Below are 16,422 nucleotides of genomic sequence, written 5' to 3'. Positions count from 1 at the left end.
CCATCCAGGCGCAGGACTTCTTCTTCCGCAAGATCGCCCGCGACCGCGGCGTCGCGCTCGGCCACGTCAACGGGCAGATCGCGGCGTTCCTGGACACGAAGACCGGCCGGTTCGGCACCGAGCGCGAGCTGCTGGCCACCGCGCTGGAGGACGTGCAGGCGATGGCCGCCACGCTCACCGGTTACCTGATGGCCGCGCAGCAGACGCCCGCCGAGTTGTACAAGGTCGGCCTCGGCTCGGTGCGCTTCCTGCTCGCGGTCGGCGACCTGCTCATCGGCTGGCGACTGCTGGTGCACGCGGAGATCGCCGCCGCCGCGCTGGCCGCGGACGCGCCGGAGAAGGACCGTGCCTTCTACACCGGAAAGGTCGCCATGGCGAGCTTCTTCGCCAAGAACGTGCTGCCGAGCCTGACCGCGGTGAAAGGGATCATCGCCGCGCTCGACAACGACATCATGGAGCTCGACGAGACCGCGTTCTAGCTCTCGTCACCCGAGCCTGTCACCGAGGACCTCGACCGTCGCGCCCCCGAGCCGGCGGTCGAGGTCGGTGCCTGTGACGGGGCGCCGCAGCTGCAAAGTCACGCGGGGTTCGGATGCTGCGGGGTCAGCCGGGGCCAGTCGTGCCAGCATTCGGTGCAGTCGGCCGCGCGACAGTGCATCCAACCCGCGCACATCTCGTCCGGTTCCCACACCGTATGCTCCGCGATCGGATGTGGGCACTGATCACACACGATCGGTCGGGTCCACTGCTCGCCGGGTTCGCTCATGACACTCGTTTCTGCGGGTCCGCCCCGACGGTCGGGGTTGCTGTGCGGTCAGGCGTTAGGGTTGGCCAGCAATTTGAGTACGACCGGGCGCGATAGGGTGCCGGAGACCTGCCTGGCCAGCTGATTGGCGCTCGTGCCTGCGGCGTGGGCCGCGCGCAGAGTCGTGGCGAGTTCTTCGCGGGCGTCTTCGGCGGCGGTTTGGGCGTCACGGAGGCGAGCGGCGGCCCGGTCCACGTCGGACTGCTCCCGACCGTTGGTCAAGTCATTGACCAGTTTGACTTCCGGCACGAGCTCCTGGTGCTCGCCCGCGGGCGACGCGCGTCGCATCGCGGCCCTGGCGAACTCCATCAGGAACTGCCGGGTGCCGTCGGTGTCCTCCGCGGCCTCGCCCAGCAGCAGCCTGGTGGTCTGCGGCACCGCGAGCGACCAGTTGGCCAGGCCGCAGAGAGCGATCAGCAGGCGGCCCGCGTTGTCGGGGTCCACGTCGAATTGCTCTTGGGCGCGGTCGGATTTGCGCACGTAGTGCTGGGCCCGCCAACCGTCGATGTCGTGCGCGTCGGCGCCCCGATGCAGCGCCTCCCACAGCATCAGCCGCAGCAGCTGGGGATTGTTCCTGTGGTAGTCGAACAGCTTCCCGACGTAGGCGCCGGGTTCGGTGTCGGCCAGCGGTTCGACCACGCTGATGAACTCGCGCAGCGTCTCGATCAGGATGACGTCGAACAGCTTGTCCTTGCTGCCGAACAGCCCGTAGATGCGCTCCTTGTTGACGCCCGCCGCCTCCGCGATGCGGTCGACCCTGGCGCCGGCCAGCCCGTACTGCGCGAATTCGTCGCGAGCGGCGCGCAACAGGGCTTGCCTGGTCACGTCACTGCGTTTCACCGTGGCCGTCATGACCAAGACTTTACCAGGTCGTTAAACCAACTATTTGGTTGACATCGTGGCTCGGGCGGGCATACCTTCGACGCATGGCAATGCCCATCGTTCAGCCCGCGGCCCACGCGTCGGCCGCGGCGCGCACCCCAGGCGGGTCATCTCGTGCCCACACCCAGCGCACGCTCCCCTTCTTCGTCCTCGCCGCCCTGCTGGCCACCGGCCAGATGTACGTCCCTATCCCGCTGTTCACCGCCATGAAGGCCGACTGGGGCGTCGGCTCGGCCGTGATGACCTGGATCATCAGCGCGTTCGCATTCGGATACGCGGGCGGCTTCATTCTGTTCGGTCCGCTGTCCGACCGCTACGGTCACCGGCGGGTGCTGGTCACCGGAATGCTGGTCGCCGCAGTGGTCACACTGTTGACCGGTTTGGCGGTCAGCGCGCCGCTGGCCGTCGGCCTGCGGGTCGTCCAGGGCCTGGTGGTCGGCTCGATGCCGCCCGCGATCATGGCCTACATCGCCACCCGCCTCGATCCCGCGCACCGGGCGGTGGCCATCATGTCGGTATCCACGGCGTTCCTCGCGGCGACGGTGATCGCGCAGATCGTGTCGCAGGCGATGGTCGGCGCGTTCCCTTGGCGCACCGTATTCATCGCCTCCGCAGTCGCTTTCGCCGTACTGGCGTTGGTGTTGCACTCGATGCTGGTCGCCGACCGCCCGGCCGGGCTGGACCGGCCGCTACGGCACAGCTACGCCGCGATTCCCGCGGTGCTGCGCATTCGGGCACTGCTGCCGCTGCTGCTCGCGGGTGCGATGAGCATGGCTGCGATGGTCGGCGTGTACACCGGCCTCGAGTTGACCGGCGTGATCGAGAATTCGGGGGAACTGCTCGCCCTGCGCGCGGGCGCGCTGCCGGTGATGATCGCACTGCCATTTGTCGCGGTCCCACTGGCCAGACTGTCCAAGCACCGTCAGATCGTGCTGGGTGTACTGGTCGCGGCGGCCGCGATGGTGGTGGCGACCTTCGAGGGAACGCATCCGGTCGTGCTGACCGTCCTGCTCGCCGTCCTGGTCGGCGGCGTCGGCGTCGTCGCTCCTGCGGTATTGCAGAGCGCGGGCGAACTGGGCGGCGAATCCCGTGCCGCTGCCATGTCCGTCGCGATGTTCAGCTTCTATGTCGGCGCCACCATCGGCCCGCTCGTCGCGGCGGCCGCAGCGCCCCACGGATTCGCGGTGCTCGCCTGGGTTTTGGCGCTGTTGCTCATCGCCGCCCTCGTCATGACGTTGGTCGGCTTGCGTGTCCAGCGGGTGGTGCAGCCCGCCTGATCGGACATGATGTCCGGCCGGCATCGGTGCTCCCGATACCGGCCGGACGGTCAGGTAGGGCTGTTGGTCCGCCTCGCCGGAACCACCTGGCCCGTCCAGGAATTCGTGCACTCCGCACGTTTCCAGGTGACCTCGATCCCGGTGTCGTGGAACTCGCGAGCCACCGCGCGGAGCATCGTGACTGCGGCGGCGCGCGCCCGCTCAGGAGTGGCGTCAGCGGCAACCCGCGCGAGGCGACCGCAGAGCATCCCGCCCTGCGTGGTCAGGATGCTGTGGCGCCAACCGTCCTGCGTCGCAACCAGAACTATCGACGCAGGCATCGGATAGCGCGAATTCTCCTCTCGCGCCATGACGACAACCTACGCGTTCTGGCCGAGCGAATGGGTCCCGGCGGGCGGCTACTTCAACACGTACGGCGACACCGAGCTCCGGTGTTCGCTGATGTCGAGCACCTTGCCCAGGGGCGGGAACGCGCGCTGCGGGCAGTTGGCCCGCTCGCATACCCGGCAGCCCGCGCCGATCGGTGTCGGCTGCACTTCGTCGAGATCGATGCCGTCGGCGTAGATCACGCGGCCCGCGTGCCGCAGCTCGCAGCCGAGGCCGATGGCGAAGGTCTTGCTCGGCTGGCCGTAGCGGGTGGCGCGGCGCTCGACCGTGCGGGCCACCCACAGGTATTTGCGGCCATCGGGCATCTGGGCGATCTGCGTCATGATCTTGCCGGGGTAGGCGAAGGTCTCGTAGACGTTCCACAGCGGGCAGGTCCCGCCGCTGGCGGAGAAGTGGAAACCGGTGGCGGACTGTCGCTTCGACATGTTGCCCGCCCGGTCCACCCGGACGAACGAGAACGGGACGCCGCGCAGCGACGGTCGTTGCAGCGTGGAGAGCCGGTGGCAGATGGTCTCGTAGCTCTGGGTGAAGAACGCCGACAGCCGCTCGATGTCGTAGCGGAAATCCTCGGCGACCTCGTGGAAGTGCGTGTACGGCAGCACGGTCGCCGCCGCGAAGTAGTTGGCCAGGCCGAGCATGGCCAGCTTGCGTGCGTCCTCGGAGGCGAAATTGCCCTCCTCGACCAGCTTTTCCAGCAGGTCGCCGCATTCGAAGTAGGCCAGCTCGGCGGCCAGCTTGAAGGTGCGCTGTCCTCCGGACAGATGCGGGGCGATCTCCAGATTCCGGGTCTCCGGGTCGTAGCGGTGCAGCACGCCCTCACCGAGATCGATGCGTTCGGTGATCCGCACGTCGTGCGCGCGCAGCATCCTGGCGACCTCGCTGTTCACGTCGCCGCCGTGGAAGCGGATGCGCGCGGTGAGCTCTTCGGCAGCCGTGTCCAGTTCGTGGATGTAGTTCTGGCGCTGATAGAAGTAGTCGCGCACTTCCTCGTGCGGCTTGCTGATCGCCGCGCTGCCCGCGCCGTCGGCGAACCGGTCCTCGGTCGCCGCGGCCAGCTGCGCGGACGTGTTGCGGTAGCGGTTGTGCATGTTGACCAGCGCGCGGGCCATGCTCGGATGCGCCGAGACGATGTCCGCGATCTCCTGGGCGTCGGCATCGATACCCAGCTCCTGGTCCATGACGACTTCTTGCAGCTCGGCGATGAGCCTGGTGTCGTCCTGGGCGGCGAAGAAGGTCGCGTCAACGCCGAACACGTCGCTGATCTTGAGCAGTACCGGTACGGTCAGCGGGCGCACGTCGTGCTCGATCTGGTTGAGGTAGCTCGCCGAGATCTCCAGTTGCTGTGCCAGCGAGACCTGGCTCAGCCCGCGTTCGGTCCGCAGCTGGCGCAGCCGCGCTCCGACGTAAGTCTTGGCCATGGGCCAAGCCTATGGGCGGTTTCGCATCCGTGCCAAGGAACAATTAGCACTCGGGTTGCTGCACGGGTGTCATACCCCGCCGCTACCGTCGGCAGGGTGTTGTTCTCGGATGTCGTCCTGGCCTCGGAGACTGTTCGGGCGACCAGGTCACGAAAGACGAAGATCGCCACGTTGGCGGTGTTGCTGACGTCGGCCGAACCGCAGGAACTGGCGCCTGTGGTCGCCTGGGTGTCCGGTGAACTGCCGCAGGGCCGGATCGGGACGGGCTGGCGCACACTCGCCGGGCTGGATCATCCACCGGCGGTCGCGGCGACGCTGACGGTATCCGCGGTGCATGCCGCGCTGAGCGATCTGGCCGAGACTTCCGGCACCGGTTCGGCGGCCCGCCGCAAGGAACTGCTCACCGCGCTTTGGTCCGCCGCCACCACGGATGAGCAGGGCTTTCTGCTGCGCCTGCTGACCGGGGAGCTGCGCCAGGGCGCGTTGACGGCTGTCGTCGCCGAAGCCGTGGCGATCGCCGCAGGCGTGCCCGCCGACCTGGTTCGCCGGGCGTACATGCTGTCGGGCCAGTTGCCGGTCACCGCCGCGGCCGCGCTCACCGGCGGCGCAGCCGCGCTCGCCGCGTTCCGGCTCGAGGTCGGTCGTCCTATCCAGCCCATGCTGGCCTCCCCGGGTGCGACGCTGGACGAGGCGCTGCTGGAATTCGAGGGCGAGGTGAGCGTCGAGCACAAGCTGGACGGCGCCCGTATCCAGGTGCACCGAAACGGGGATCAGGTCCGGGTGTTCACCAGGACGCTGCGTGACATCACCGCCGGTGTCCCGGAGCTGGTCGAGCTGGTCGCCGGTCTGGCCTGCACGAGCGTGGTGCTGGACGGGGAGACGCTCGCGCTCACCGATGCGGGGCGCCCGCGCCCGTTCCAGGAGACCATGAGCCGCTTCGCCGAGGTGAGCTCCACCCGCGAACTGCTGTTGCACCCGTACTTCTTCGACTGCTTGCACCTGAACGGCCGGGACCTGCTGGACGCTCCGTTGGCGGAGCGGCGCGCCGCGCTGACCGAAGTGGCGGGCGAGCACAGCATTCCCGCGCTGCTGCGGCCGGATGCGGAGGCGGCCGCCGAATACTTCGACGGCGCGCTCGCGGCAGGGCACGAGGGCGTCATGGTCAAGTCGTTGACCGCGCCGTACGCGGCGGGCAGGCGCGGCCGGGCCTGGCAGAAGATCAAGCCGACGCACACGCTCGATTTGATCGTGCTCGGCGCGGAGTGGGGCTACGGCCGCCGCACGGGCTACCTGTCGAATCTGCACCTCGGCGCCCGCGATCCGGACACGGGCGACCCGGTCATGGTCGGCAAGACCTTCAAAGGGCTCACCGACGCGCTCCTGCACTGGCAGACCGCCGAATTCCCGCGGCACGAGCGATCCCGCGATCAGTACACCGTGTACCTGTGGCCGCGGCTGGTCGTGGAGATCGCTCTCGACGGGGTGCAGGTCAGCCCGCGCTATCCCGGCGGCGTCGCACTGCGCTTCGCTCGCGTGGTGCGCTACCGCCCGGATAAGGAACCCGCCGAGGCCGACACCATCGACACCGTTCGCTCCCTTTTGCCCTGAGCGTCCTTCCTCTCGACGCCGCGTGCGGGCGATGCTCACCGGCGTCCGTCGGCGGCCTGATGCGCGGCCAGCTATGCCGTGGTCACGGCGTGCGGCTTGTTAACGGGTGCGGTCGTGGGGCGAGTCGAACTGCGGTGCGCTGTCCCACTCGCGAAGTGAAGCGCGCCCGATCGGCCGAGGGCGCGTGTCGGGCGTGCGAACCCTCTCGCGCCACGGTAAGTATGGGCAGCGCAAGGTTCCGGATGGCCGCCGCAATGCATTGGTCCGGTCGGTTCGTGCTTCCGGACAAGGAATCGGCGGTGGGTGGGATGATGCGAAAGTTGCTGCGCGGGCGGTCTGCCCGATTGCTGGTGGCGCTGCTCGGCGCCGTGGCGGTGAGTGTGGTCGGGACGCCCGCGCAGGCGAATCCGATCGAGCAGTTACTCACCCCCTCGCGCGAGTACAGCGGAATTCTGCCCACGCCGCTGGGCGATCCGTTCTACACGCCGCCGCCGGAGTTCGAGAGCCAGCCGCCGGGAACGGTTCTCGCGACCCGTCCGGGCGGCACCGGCCTGACGGCGTTTCCGCTGACCTCGACCGAAGTGCTGGTCCGGTCCACCGACGCCAAGGGTCACCCGGTCCCGGTGGTCGCGACGCTGCTGGTGCCGAAGACGCCATGGACCCGGCCGGGCCCGCGCCCGCTGTTGACGTTCAATGCCGCCATCGATTCACTCGGGCATCGGTGCGCGCCGTCCTACGAGCTGAAGACTGAGCTGTCGGGCAAGCTGTGGGCCGCCCAGATTCCGTTGTCCAAGGGCTATGCCGTGCTCGTGCCGGACCATCAGGGCCCGCGGCAGGCGTACGGGGCGGGCGTGATGGCCGGGCACGCGGTGCTCGACGGGATCAGGGCCGCGGTCGGAACGCCGGAGTTCGGATTACAGCCGGATACGCCGACGGTGATCACGGGATACTCCGGTGGCGCCATCGCGAGCGGGTGGGCCGCGCAGTTGGCGCCGGAGTACGCGCCGGAGCTGAATCTCGTGGGTGCGGCGTTCGGCGGCATTCCTGCCGATTTCGGCATGCTGCTGGACACCATGAACGGCCGCAACCTCGCGTCCGGGGTCTTCCTGGCCGCGACGCTCGGGCTGGCGCGGGAGTACCCGGAGATGCTCGAGTTGATGAACGACAACGGCTGGCGCCTGGCTCAGATCGGCAAGGATTTCTGCATGTCCGCGCAGGAGTTCGCCGGGGTCGTGGCACCGATCCCGGTGCAGGTGCTCACCGACGCGGCCGCGCCCACCGATCTGCCGGTGATCAAGGAGATCCTGGCTGCCAATCGGTTGGGCGCTGCCGCGCCGACGGTACCGGTGTTCCTCTATCACGCCACGCACGATCCGTGGGTACCGCTGGCCGGTGCCGAGAATCTCTACGCGGACTGGTGTCGCGCCGGGACGCCGGTTGATTTCCAGGTCTATCTCGGCGAACACTTCCTTGTCGGGCTGAGCGGCATCCCCGGAGCGACGGACTGGATCGACGATCGCTTCGCAGGTCGGCCGGTAGCTTCCGGCTGCACCCGATTCGGCTGAGCAGAGCAAACCAGGTAGCTCATCCTGGACGAACGACGCGCGGCAACCGGGCGGCACTCGTAGTCGCCGGTGGCCGCGATCGCCGCGGAGCTGGCCGCCTCGAATCCGGAAACCGGGATCACCCGCGCGGAGATCGAGCAGGCCAGCGCCGGTTCGCCAAGGAGCGACCGGGCGACAGCGCTATCGTGCCGCCTCCCTCTGGCGGCAGGTGGCTGGCACTTGGCATCCGCCCGATTCCGGCTGAACCAGAAGCCGATCGCCGATGCCTCTGCCTGAACGCGATCATCGATTCCGGTGACACGACAGATATCCAGATCACTATCACCAAGATCACCAACGTTATGCCGTGCGAAGCCGACGTCGCTCGGGTGCACGCCTGCGTCGAGGCGCGCGCCTGGCCGGTTCCGGAGGTTCATGCCCCCGAGCGGGGGGCGCTGAGGTAGGGCAGGCGGCGCACGCCCGCCGCGACTTCGTAGGCGAGGTCCTCGTAACCGAGCGCGAGTTCGGACAGGCGCTCCCAGGCGTCGTGCACGGCCCATTCCGGTGCGGCGGGCAGGATGTCGTGTGCGGACGCGGAGAACTGGGCGAGCCGGTCGATCACCATGCCCACGGTTTCGGTGTGCATGAGGGCGCCGCCGTGCGGAAGCGGCATCTCGGTCGCCACCCAGCGGTCGATCGCGACGACGAGCCCGGCCCGGTGCTGATCGATCTGGTTCGCCGCGCCCGGCTCGGTAAGCAGACGACGCTGGTGCAATCCCGCGAGTAGGTGCGCGGACGCAAGGAGCGGATGGTCGCCGCGCGGCGCCGCGCGGCAGGCATGCAGGACAAGTTCTTTGGTCGGCAGCGGTCGCACCGCGATTACCCCCTCGATCGACTGGTATTGCCGGGCAGTACGCGAAACGCGCGAGTCATCGCCGATGCCGCCCGCCCGGGCGCGGCAGTCGGTACCCGTGACGGGCATCCCAAGGCTTCTCGATGACGACCAGGCCGAGCGCTTCCATCGCGGTGAGCCCGATCCGGCTCGCCAACTCCTCCATCAGCGAAACCGCCTCCGCCGCTTGAATAGCCGCCGTCGCCTGCTCCGTCGTCACCGTCCGACCGCGCAGATAGGACACCACCCACGCGTCCGCACTGACCCGCCGCGCCTGATGCGGCGACCGATCACTCACCATCCAAACCCGGTCGATGACATGCACAGACATTCAGAACCCCCTCCAACCCCGCCGAGCGGGACCGGAAGCCCCCGCCTGTGATGCGCGACACAAAGATGCTACGGCCAGTCCATCGAATAGTCAAGTTGACCAGTCACTTTGACAAACTCGGTCCGCCATGCGTGCGGGTACGGTCATCTGCACGAACAGCCGGAGCCGGAAGGACGCATCGGACGATGGCACCACTCTCGCCGACGGTCGCGCGCTGGGAGCTCATGCTCCGAATCAAGCGCCGCCGCACCGAGTTCGACGTCACCGGCGCCGTGATCGCCAAAGAACTCGGCTTCACGCTGTCGTACTGGTCGAAGGTGGAGAAGGACCGGATCCTCGCCGAAGACAAGCTTCGAAAGCTGATGAACCTGCTCGAATTCGACGCGGACGAACGCGAGGAAATGCTGCGGCTGCGCGAAATCGCGAAGCGGCGCGGGTGGTGGTCGGAGTATGCCGGACTGCTGTCGGATGAGTTGGCACGACTTTACGGATTGGAATACGGAGCGCAGCGTATCCACACCTACGACAGTGTGCTGATACCTGGTCTGTTGCAAACACGCGATTACGCACGGGCCCTATACACCAATGACCTGGCTCGTGTTCGAAGGGTCGAGATCGATCGGTTGGTCGATGTGCGTATGCGCCGCCAGGAAAGATTGACCGGACCCGATCCGCTCCGCCTGGTGGCCGTAATCGGTGAAGCCGCGCTCACACATCGTACTGGTGGTGCCGAAATACTCGGGGCCCAACTTCGCCATCTCGCGTCGCTGATCCAGCGGCATCAAGAAAACGTGGACATCAGGGTCATTCCGTTCAACGCACCAGGTGGAGTGGTGCTCGGCGGGGCAACCTTTCACGTGATCGGCTTCGAGAGCCCACTCCTGCCAGACATCGGATGGAGTGAGACCCTTGTCCAGTTCGGGCTGATCGAGGATGCTGAGCGGGTAGGGCATCTCAGCATCATGTTCGACAACGTGCTCGTCGATCACGCATTATCCCGGGTCGATTCGCTCGCGTTGATCGAGACCAGAGCAAACGGCTTGTAAGCTCGCGGTTGTGGATAGCTGGAGTTTCCCTGTGGGAGGATGATTCAAGTCGACCCACTCCAGCGAAGTCGGCCTTGCGTCGAGGTCGCTTCGCTGGCAGCTGAGTCATCGTTCGCGACAGCAAGTTTCAAGGATGCGAGGATGTCCGGCCGGTCGCTGCGTTCACACCCACCCAGTGGTCCGCATTCGATCCGCCGAACTTGCCTGGGCGGACTGTATCCATTGCGGGCACTCCCACGGTATGAGCTGATAACGGCTATCGAAGGCACATACCGCTGCGCTGTAGCCTGATTGGCATGGGGGCGACCAGCTGGCTCGAGTCATCACATTCCAACGACAGCCAGACCTGCGTCCAGGTGTGCTTCGTCCGGCGACCGAGTACTGGTCGGTGACAGCAAGTTTCATGGCACGCCGGGCGCTGAACCCGTCCTTGCGTTCACACCAGCCCAGGGGTCCGCATTCATGTCGGCGATTCGATCCGCCGAACTTGCCTAGTTGAGCGACAACCGCAACCGCCCTACTCCCAGCTGACTCTCAGCTCGGCTACAAGCAACACTCAGCCGAACCGGGAAGAGTAGCCCCGTCGGTGCAACCAACCGACAGCACGGCCGGTGGACAACTGCCCTGCTCCACCACCCGACCGGCCGGCGGCGCCGACTTCCCTCGCCCGCGCCGCCGGCCGCTCCTAGCGTGAGTGGCACATTGCTGAGGCAAAACGCGAGAAGGTCCCTCCGTTGTGTGCCACTCGTCAAATGTCTGCGCCGTGGCGGCGGAGGGCGTGGCGGGTTCGGGCGATGATGACGTGGGGGCGGGTGGTCAGGAGGGCGGCGCTTACTCGGATGAGGGACCAGCCCAGGGATTCGAGGGCGGCTGTGCGGTCGATGTCCCAGGCCCGCTGGTGGCGGTCGGTCCAGTGGTGCGCTCCGTCGTATTCGACACCGACTTGCCAACTCCGCCAACCCATGTCGATGCGTGCGACAGACAGCCCGTCCGGGGCCGAGACGCGTATCTGGGTTTCCGGTGCGGGCAGCCCGGCGTGCCGGAGCAACAATCGGGTGCGCGTCTCTTGGAGGGACTCGGCGCCGCCGTCGACATAGGGCAGTGCTCTGCGCAGGTTTTTGGCACCGCGTGCGCCAGGGTGGCGATTCGAGAGCCGCTCAATTTCTTCGGTACCCAGCCGGGTCGCGTTGCAGAGGGCATCGACGACTTCGACCGCCTCACTGAAATCGAGCCGTCGTGCCAGGTCGAACGCGGTGCGTGCCGGTGTGGTGCACCGGAACCCGCCGATAGTGCACACTTCGTCGTCCGGGATCGCGTCGCGGTAGACCAGCACGCCCTGTGGCGGTCGAGCACGGGTGGGCACTGTGATCTCGGCGGGCTTGTCGTCCAGCCATAGCGTGCCGTGCATCGCGGCGGCGGAGAACCCGACCAGTACGCCAGCCCCTTTTGCCCAATGCGCGGCCGCCTGAGCGCGGCCCCGCGCGCCCAACCGAATCCCCTTCCGCACGTACACATCCGGACACACACGCCCGAAATCCTTACGCAACTCCCAAACGCTCACCCTCCCAGCACGAACGGCCCAACTACCCGGAAAAGGCTCATCCATCTCCCCCATACACCCCATCCTCCCCACCACCCCCGACATCCTTCGCGAGTGGCACATGGCTGCGGCGAAACGCGAGAAGGCCTCTCCGTGGTGTGCCACTCGCGGGGGTCAGGCGAGGAGGTGGAGGAAGTGTTCGACTTCCGACTGGATGGCGGTGCGGGCGGGGGTGAGGTATTTGCGGGGGTCGGAGAGGGTCGGGTTGGTGGTGAGGGTGGTGCGGATGGTGGTGGTCATTTGGATGTTGAGGCGGGTGGCGATGTTGATTTTGGTCATGCCGTGGGTGATGGCGGCGCGGAGGCCGTCGTCGGGGACGCCGGAGGAGCCGTGTAGTACGAGGGGGACGGGGACTTTTGCCGCCAGGCAGGCGATCAGGTCGTTGTCGAGCTGCGCGGTGCGGGTGTGCATGGCGTGTGCGGAGCCGACGGCTACCGCGAGCGCGTCGACGCCGGTGACCTCGACGAATTCGACGGCCTCGTCCGGGTCGGTGCGTGCGCCGGGGGCGTGGGCGCCGTCTTTGCCGCCGACTTCGCCGAGTTCGGCTTCGATATGCACGCCGCGGTCGTGGCACCAGCGGGCGATGGCGGCGGTGGCGGCGAGGTTGTCGGCGTAGTCGAGGGTGGAGCCGTCGTACATGACCGAGCGGATACCGAGGTCGACTGCTTCATGGACCAATTCGGCGGTGGTGGCATGGTCGAGATGGACCGCGATGGCCGCGTTGCTGTCGGCGGCGATGCGCAAACAGGCGAGCGCGAGCGGGGCGATGCTTCCGTGGTAGATCGCGGTGTTCTCCGAAAGCTGCAAGACCACTGGTCTTTTCGCCGATTCGGCTGCGACGGCGATCGCCTCGGCGTGCTCGAGGGTGATCACGTTGAACGCGCCGAGCCCGCCGGGTCGGGCCGCTGCGATCAGCTCCGGAACAGAGGTCAGCGGCATAGTTCGTGCCTTCGTGCAGCCAGGCGCGTGGAGCGGATCGGCCTGGCTCGGCAGGCAGGGCGATGCTTTGCCGCAGCTGAGGGTGGGCGCGCTGGGCGGCCATGCCGAAGGCTATGACCGCTGTAGCGGCTGCTTTGATGCGCTGCGGGCCGGTCGCGACGGTCATGGCGGTCTGCCGCGTGCCTGCCTGGCCCGGAGCGCTTGCACACGCGGCCGGAACTTTCCCGGTGGGCTTCGGCACTGGTGGCCCCGGTGAAGTCGACGCCGGTCCGGATCGCGGGCGGCCGAGAGTCGATGTCGTGGATTTTTCCGCAGCCGTTGCGGTGAGCGACTGTCATGGGGAAGTTACCTGGGTTTTCGGTAAATCGAGTCGTTCGACTCGGACGGTCGGGGCGAGGCGGGTCCGCAGGCCGCGGTCGATCTCACCGGCCACCGGGATGACCACGGCGGCAGCCGAAGTCGCCACCGCGTCGGTGAGCAGGGCCGCCCAGTCCGGGCTGGAGTCCGTGGAAAGGGCCGCGATCACCGCAGCCACTACGGAATCTCCCGCGCCGGTCGGGTTTCCGGCGAGAGGTTCGGGCAGCGCGGCCGACCACGCGCCGTCTGCGGTTACCGCGACCATTCCTTCCGCACCGCGGGTGGCGATCACCGCGCGCACACCCTGTTCGACGAGGGGGTAGGCGGCGGTCGCGATGGCGTCGGCGGTGTCGGGTTCGATCCCGGTGAGACGGTGCACTTCCCCGCGGTTCGGCGTGAGCACGATGCCCGGCACCTGGGCGGCCAGGCGCAACGCCTCGCCGTCGACGTCGACGATGGTCGGTACGTCGGCCGCGATGGCGGTGCGCGCGATCTCGGCGGGAAGCGAGGGTTCGATGCCGCCCGGCAACGAACCGGAGATGACCAGCCCCGCGATCTCGGGTAGCAGCCCGGCCACCCGGACGGCCAGTTGCTCGGCCGCATGGGGATTGGAGACGCGGGCGCCCGGTTCCCACAGCGCCGTGGCGGTGCCGTCCTCGGACTCGCTGATCACCACGGTGCGGCGCACCCAGGGCAGCGCGTGCACGAAGTCTACCGGCATCTCTAGTTCGGCGGCGGCCGCGAAAGCGTGGTCGGAGAAACCGGTGGCCCTGGCGTATTTGCCGAGCTGGTTCAGCACCCGGGTCACATTGATGCCCTTGCCGCCGATGCGCTGCTCCACCGAGCGGACCCGGTGGGGCTGCCCGCGTTCGAAGCGCTCGACCCGGTAGGTCATGTCGTACGCGGGATTCATTGTCACGGTGAGGATCACGACAACCACTGTCCACGTCTGAGCACCCGGCGCAACTGGAGATTGTCACTGACTGTCAATATGTCGGCGAAGTAGCCGGGCCGCAGGTCACCGACGTCCGCGAGCCCCAGTGCGGTGGCAGGAGTGCAAGTGGCCGCCAGCACCGCGTCCCGCAATGGGACATCCGATTCGCGCACCGCTCGCGCCACGCACTGCAACAGCGTGCTGACCCCACCCGCGATCGACCGATTGGCGATTCGCGCCACTCCGTCGCGCACCCTGACCGACTGTGGGCCCAGCCGGTATTCGCCGTCCCCGAGCCCCGCCGCCTGCATGGCATCGGTGACCAGCGCGACCCGCCCCGGCGCGGAGGCGAACACCAGCGCGGCGAAGCCCGAATCGACGTGCACGCCGTCGCAGATCAGTTCCACGGTCACGTCACCGGCGGCCGCGGTGACGAGAGCCGCGGCGACCGGGCCCGCGTTGCGGTGGTGCAGCGGTGGCATCCCGTTCGCCAGATGAGTGACGATGCGGGCTGATCCGCTGGGGTGCAGTGCAGAACGGAAAGTTTCGTAGTCGGTGTCGCTGTGGCCAAGCGCGACTACCACGCCGTTGTCGACCAATCGCCGTGCGACCTCCGCGTATCCGGAAAGCTCCGGCGCGAGCGTCATCGCGCGTAGCCACGCGCCGCCCGCGCCCAGCAGCTGATCGGTCAGGTCGAGATCGGGGTGCCGCAGAAAACGCGGATCTTGCGCTCCGCATCGCGCCTCGGCCAGGAAAGGCCCCTCGACGTGGATGCCACCGAGCACGCCTTCCTCTGCCAGTTCGCGCAGTACGGCGGTCTGCGCCACCATCTCCGCGGCCGGCCCGGTGACCACGCTCGCCACCACCGTGGTGGAGCCGCTCGCATGATGCGACTCGGCCGCAGCTCTCGCCTGCGCGGCGTCCACCGTGTCGAACCGATGCCCGAACCCGCCGTGATTGTGAGTATCTACAAGCCCCGGCAGCAGGATTCCGGAAAATGGCGGCTCGGGTAAATCCAGGTGGACCGCCCGCCACTGCGCGAACGACCGCACCGCCGTGATCCGCTCCCCAGAAGTCATCACCACACCGTCATCGAGCGTGACACTCGCCGAAACGATGCGCCCACGAATCGTCAGCTCGGACTGCTCTGTCATGCCAGTGCTCCCTGCTGCGCGAATTGTGCGGCGCCCACGGGGGCCGCATGTGTGCCGCATTCGGCGGACGTGATTCGAGGTGCGGGGCCCGGGTGGAACCGATTGGCGGGCGTGCGCGTCGTGCCGGTGTTCGGTCCCGGGCGAAATGCGGTGCCCGCCTGGTCCGCGTTTGTGTCGCGCTCGGCGGACGCGATTCCAGGTGTGGGGACCAGGCGAAGTCGACCGGCGGGCGTGCGCGTCATGCCAGCGCCCCCTTCCGTGCGAGGAGCGCTGCGCCCGCCAGACCTGCGCGTGCGCCGAATTCGCCGAGCACAACACGGGGTGCGGGGACCAGGCGGAGGCGGTCGGCCAGTGCTCGGTGTAGTGGCTCGGTGAGTGCGGCGCCGGCTCCGGCGAGTCCGCCGCCGAGAACGATCAGTTCGGGGCAGGCCGCGTGCACGATGCCCACCAGTCCGTCGGCGAGTGCGTCGATCGCGTCCTGGAGCACGGCCGCGGCGTCGGGATCGGTGGGTATGCGCTCGAAAACATCGGCGGCACCGTCGATCTCGCGTCCTGTGCGACGGGTGTAGGCCCGTGCGATCGCCGCGCCCGAGGCGATCGTCTCGACGCAGCCGGTGTTGCCGCACGGGCAGGGCAATCCGTCGCGCCGTACCGGTATGTGCCCGTATTCGCCGACCTGTCCGTAGCCGCTGCGCACCAGCCGACCGCCGACGGACAGCGTGCCGGAGATGCCGGTGCCGAGGATGACGACGCACACGTTCTCGTGGCCCTGTCCGGCGCCGTAGTGCCCTTCCGCCCAACCCGCGACGGCGACATCGTGTTCGATCAGGGTAGGCATGCCCCAGCGCTTGGTGAAACGGTCGCCGACGTGCACGTCGCGCCAGCCGACGTTGCTGCTGAACACCGCGATGGATCGGCCCGGGTCGACGATTCCGGGCAGCACCACGGCCGCACGGGCGACGCGGCCCCGGTCGGATTCCGCTAACTCGGCCAGCAATCGCTCACCCAGCTCGCCCATGGCGTCGAAGGCGGCCGCGCCGCGCGGCGTGGCGACCGCGGCGACGGCCAGCACCGTGCCTCCAGCATCGGTGATCTCTCCTTTGATGGTGGTTCCACCGACATCCAACCCGAGCACAAGCGCGTCACTGGGCAATGGCGCGGCAGATCTCGTGATAGCCGCCGGGCCGAGCGGGGTCGCCGACTGTGCTGCCATGTCCAGTCCGGTATCGCCGGTCACCTCTGTTGTGT

Annotated in this window: 15 protein-coding genes; 5 read left to right on the top strand and 10 right to left on the bottom strand. The window is 68.0% G+C overall.

The genetic code is table 11. From position 1 onward, the window contains the following. The coding region (locus tag NA4_RS03640; protein ID WP_169810971.1) for an acyl-CoA dehydrogenase C-terminal domain-containing protein at positions 1-479 on the top strand (479 nt) is incomplete at its 5' end. A 335-nt stretch (positions 480-814) separates the two neighbouring features. Here NA4_RS03640 and NA4_RS03630 read toward each other — a convergent pair. Next, positions 815-1,657, bottom strand: a complete 843-nt coding sequence (locus NA4_RS03630) for a TetR/AcrR family transcriptional regulator (RefSeq protein ID WP_245671085.1) — start codon at positions 1,655-1,657, stop codon at positions 815-817. A gap of 74 nt (positions 1,658-1,731) precedes the next feature. On the opposite strand from NA4_RS03630, the gene NA4_RS03625 reads away from it, so the two are divergent. Next, entirely contained in the window at positions 1,732-2,964 is a 1,233-nt protein-coding gene (locus NA4_RS03625; RefSeq protein ID WP_067463776.1) for an MFS transporter, read from the top strand. A 50-nt stretch (positions 2,965-3,014) separates the two neighbouring features. On the opposite strand, the gene NA4_RS03620 is transcribed toward NA4_RS03625, so the two are convergent. After that, positions 3,015-3,314, bottom strand: a complete 300-nt coding sequence (locus tag NA4_RS03620; RefSeq protein ID WP_067463773.1) for a hypothetical protein — start codon at positions 3,312-3,314, stop codon at positions 3,015-3,017. Between the two features lie 48 nt (positions 3,315-3,362). Then, positions 3,363-4,769 (bottom strand): acetate metabolism transcriptional regulator RamB, encoded by a 1,407-nt coding sequence (gene ramB, locus NA4_RS03615; protein WP_067463770.1) that lies wholly within the window; start codon positions 4,767-4,769, stop codon positions 3,363-3,365. Between the two features lie 96 nt (positions 4,770-4,865). On the opposite strand from ramB, the gene NA4_RS03610 reads away from it, so the two are divergent. Both NA4_RS03610 and NA4_RS03605 read left to right on the top strand, forming a co-directional pair. Next, the gene (locus tag NA4_RS03610; protein ID WP_067463767.1) at positions 4,866-6,377 is read left to right on the top strand and encodes an ATP-dependent DNA ligase; all 1,512 of its coding nucleotides are present in this window, start codon (positions 4,866-4,868) and stop codon (positions 6,375-6,377) included. Positions 6,378-6,619: 242 nt separating this feature from the next. Further along, positions 6,620-7,942 carry a lipase family protein gene (locus NA4_RS03605; protein WP_245671084.1) on the top strand — a complete coding sequence of 441 codons (1,323 nt, stop codon included), beginning with the start codon at positions 6,620-6,622 and terminating at the stop codon, positions 7,940-7,942. 412 nt (positions 7,943-8,354) lie between these two features. Here NA4_RS03605 and NA4_RS03595 read toward each other — a convergent pair whose 3' ends face one another. After that, positions 8,355-8,903 (bottom strand): DUF4254 domain-containing protein, encoded by a 549-nt coding sequence (locus NA4_RS03595; RefSeq protein ID WP_084496774.1) that lies wholly within the window; start codon positions 8,901-8,903, stop codon positions 8,355-8,357. After that, the gene (locus NA4_RS03590) at positions 8,851-9,144 is read right to left on the bottom strand and encodes a hypothetical protein (RefSeq protein ID WP_067463761.1); all 294 of its coding nucleotides are present in this window, start codon (positions 9,142-9,144) and stop codon (positions 8,851-8,853) included. The genes NA4_RS03595 and NA4_RS03590 overlap by 53 nt, the downstream gene beginning before the upstream one ends. 185 nt (positions 9,145-9,329) lie before the next feature. Between NA4_RS03590 and NA4_RS03585 the strand changes: the two genes are divergently transcribed. Further along, the gene (locus tag NA4_RS03585; protein ID WP_067463758.1) at positions 9,330-10,190 is read left to right on the top strand and encodes a helix-turn-helix domain-containing protein; all 861 of its coding nucleotides are present in this window, start codon (positions 9,330-9,332) and stop codon (positions 10,188-10,190) included. Positions 10,191-10,938: 748 nt separating this feature from the next. Here the strand turns inward: NA4_RS03585 and NA4_RS03580 are convergent. The 5 genes from NA4_RS03580 to NA4_RS03560 all read right to left on the bottom strand — a co-directional run bounded on the left by NA4_RS03580 (position 10,939) and on the right by NA4_RS03560 (position 16,411). Then, positions 10,939-11,697, bottom strand: coding sequence for a type IV toxin-antitoxin system AbiEi family antitoxin (locus NA4_RS03580; RefSeq protein WP_307188567.1), 759 nt, complete (start codon positions 11,695-11,697; stop codon positions 10,939-10,941). Between the two features lie 207 nt (positions 11,698-11,904). Continuing rightward, positions 11,905-12,729 carry a class II fructose-bisphosphate aldolase gene (locus tag NA4_RS03575; protein ID WP_067463755.1) on the bottom strand — a complete coding sequence of 275 codons (825 nt, stop codon included), beginning with the start codon at positions 12,727-12,729 and terminating at the stop codon, positions 11,905-11,907. A gap of 334 nt (positions 12,730-13,063) precedes the next feature. Continuing rightward, positions 13,064-14,017: a hexose kinase gene (locus tag NA4_RS03570; RefSeq protein ID WP_084496773.1), complete on the bottom strand. Its 954-nt coding sequence runs from the start codon at positions 14,015-14,017 to the stop codon at positions 13,064-13,066. Then, a complete protein-coding gene (locus NA4_RS03565) occupies positions 14,014-15,174 on the bottom strand; it encodes an N-acetylglucosamine-6-phosphate deacetylase (protein WP_067463752.1) in 1,161 nt (386 codons plus the stop codon). The genes NA4_RS03570 and NA4_RS03565 overlap by 4 nt, the downstream gene beginning before the upstream one ends. Positions 15,175-15,412: 238 nt before the next feature. After that, complete coding sequence (locus NA4_RS03560) at positions 15,413-16,411, bottom strand: ROK family protein (RefSeq protein ID WP_245671081.1); 999 nt, start codon at positions 16,409-16,411, stop codon at positions 15,413-15,415. Positions 16,412-16,422 lie beyond the last annotated feature (11 nt).

Source organism: Nocardia amamiensis NBRC 102102, assembly GCF_001612745.1.
GTDB lineage: Bacteria > Actinomycetota > Actinomycetes > Mycobacteriales > Mycobacteriaceae > Nocardia > Nocardia amamiensis.
Note: the sequence above shows the minus strand (reverse complement) of the source record. Positions and strands in the feature narration are given on the sequence as shown.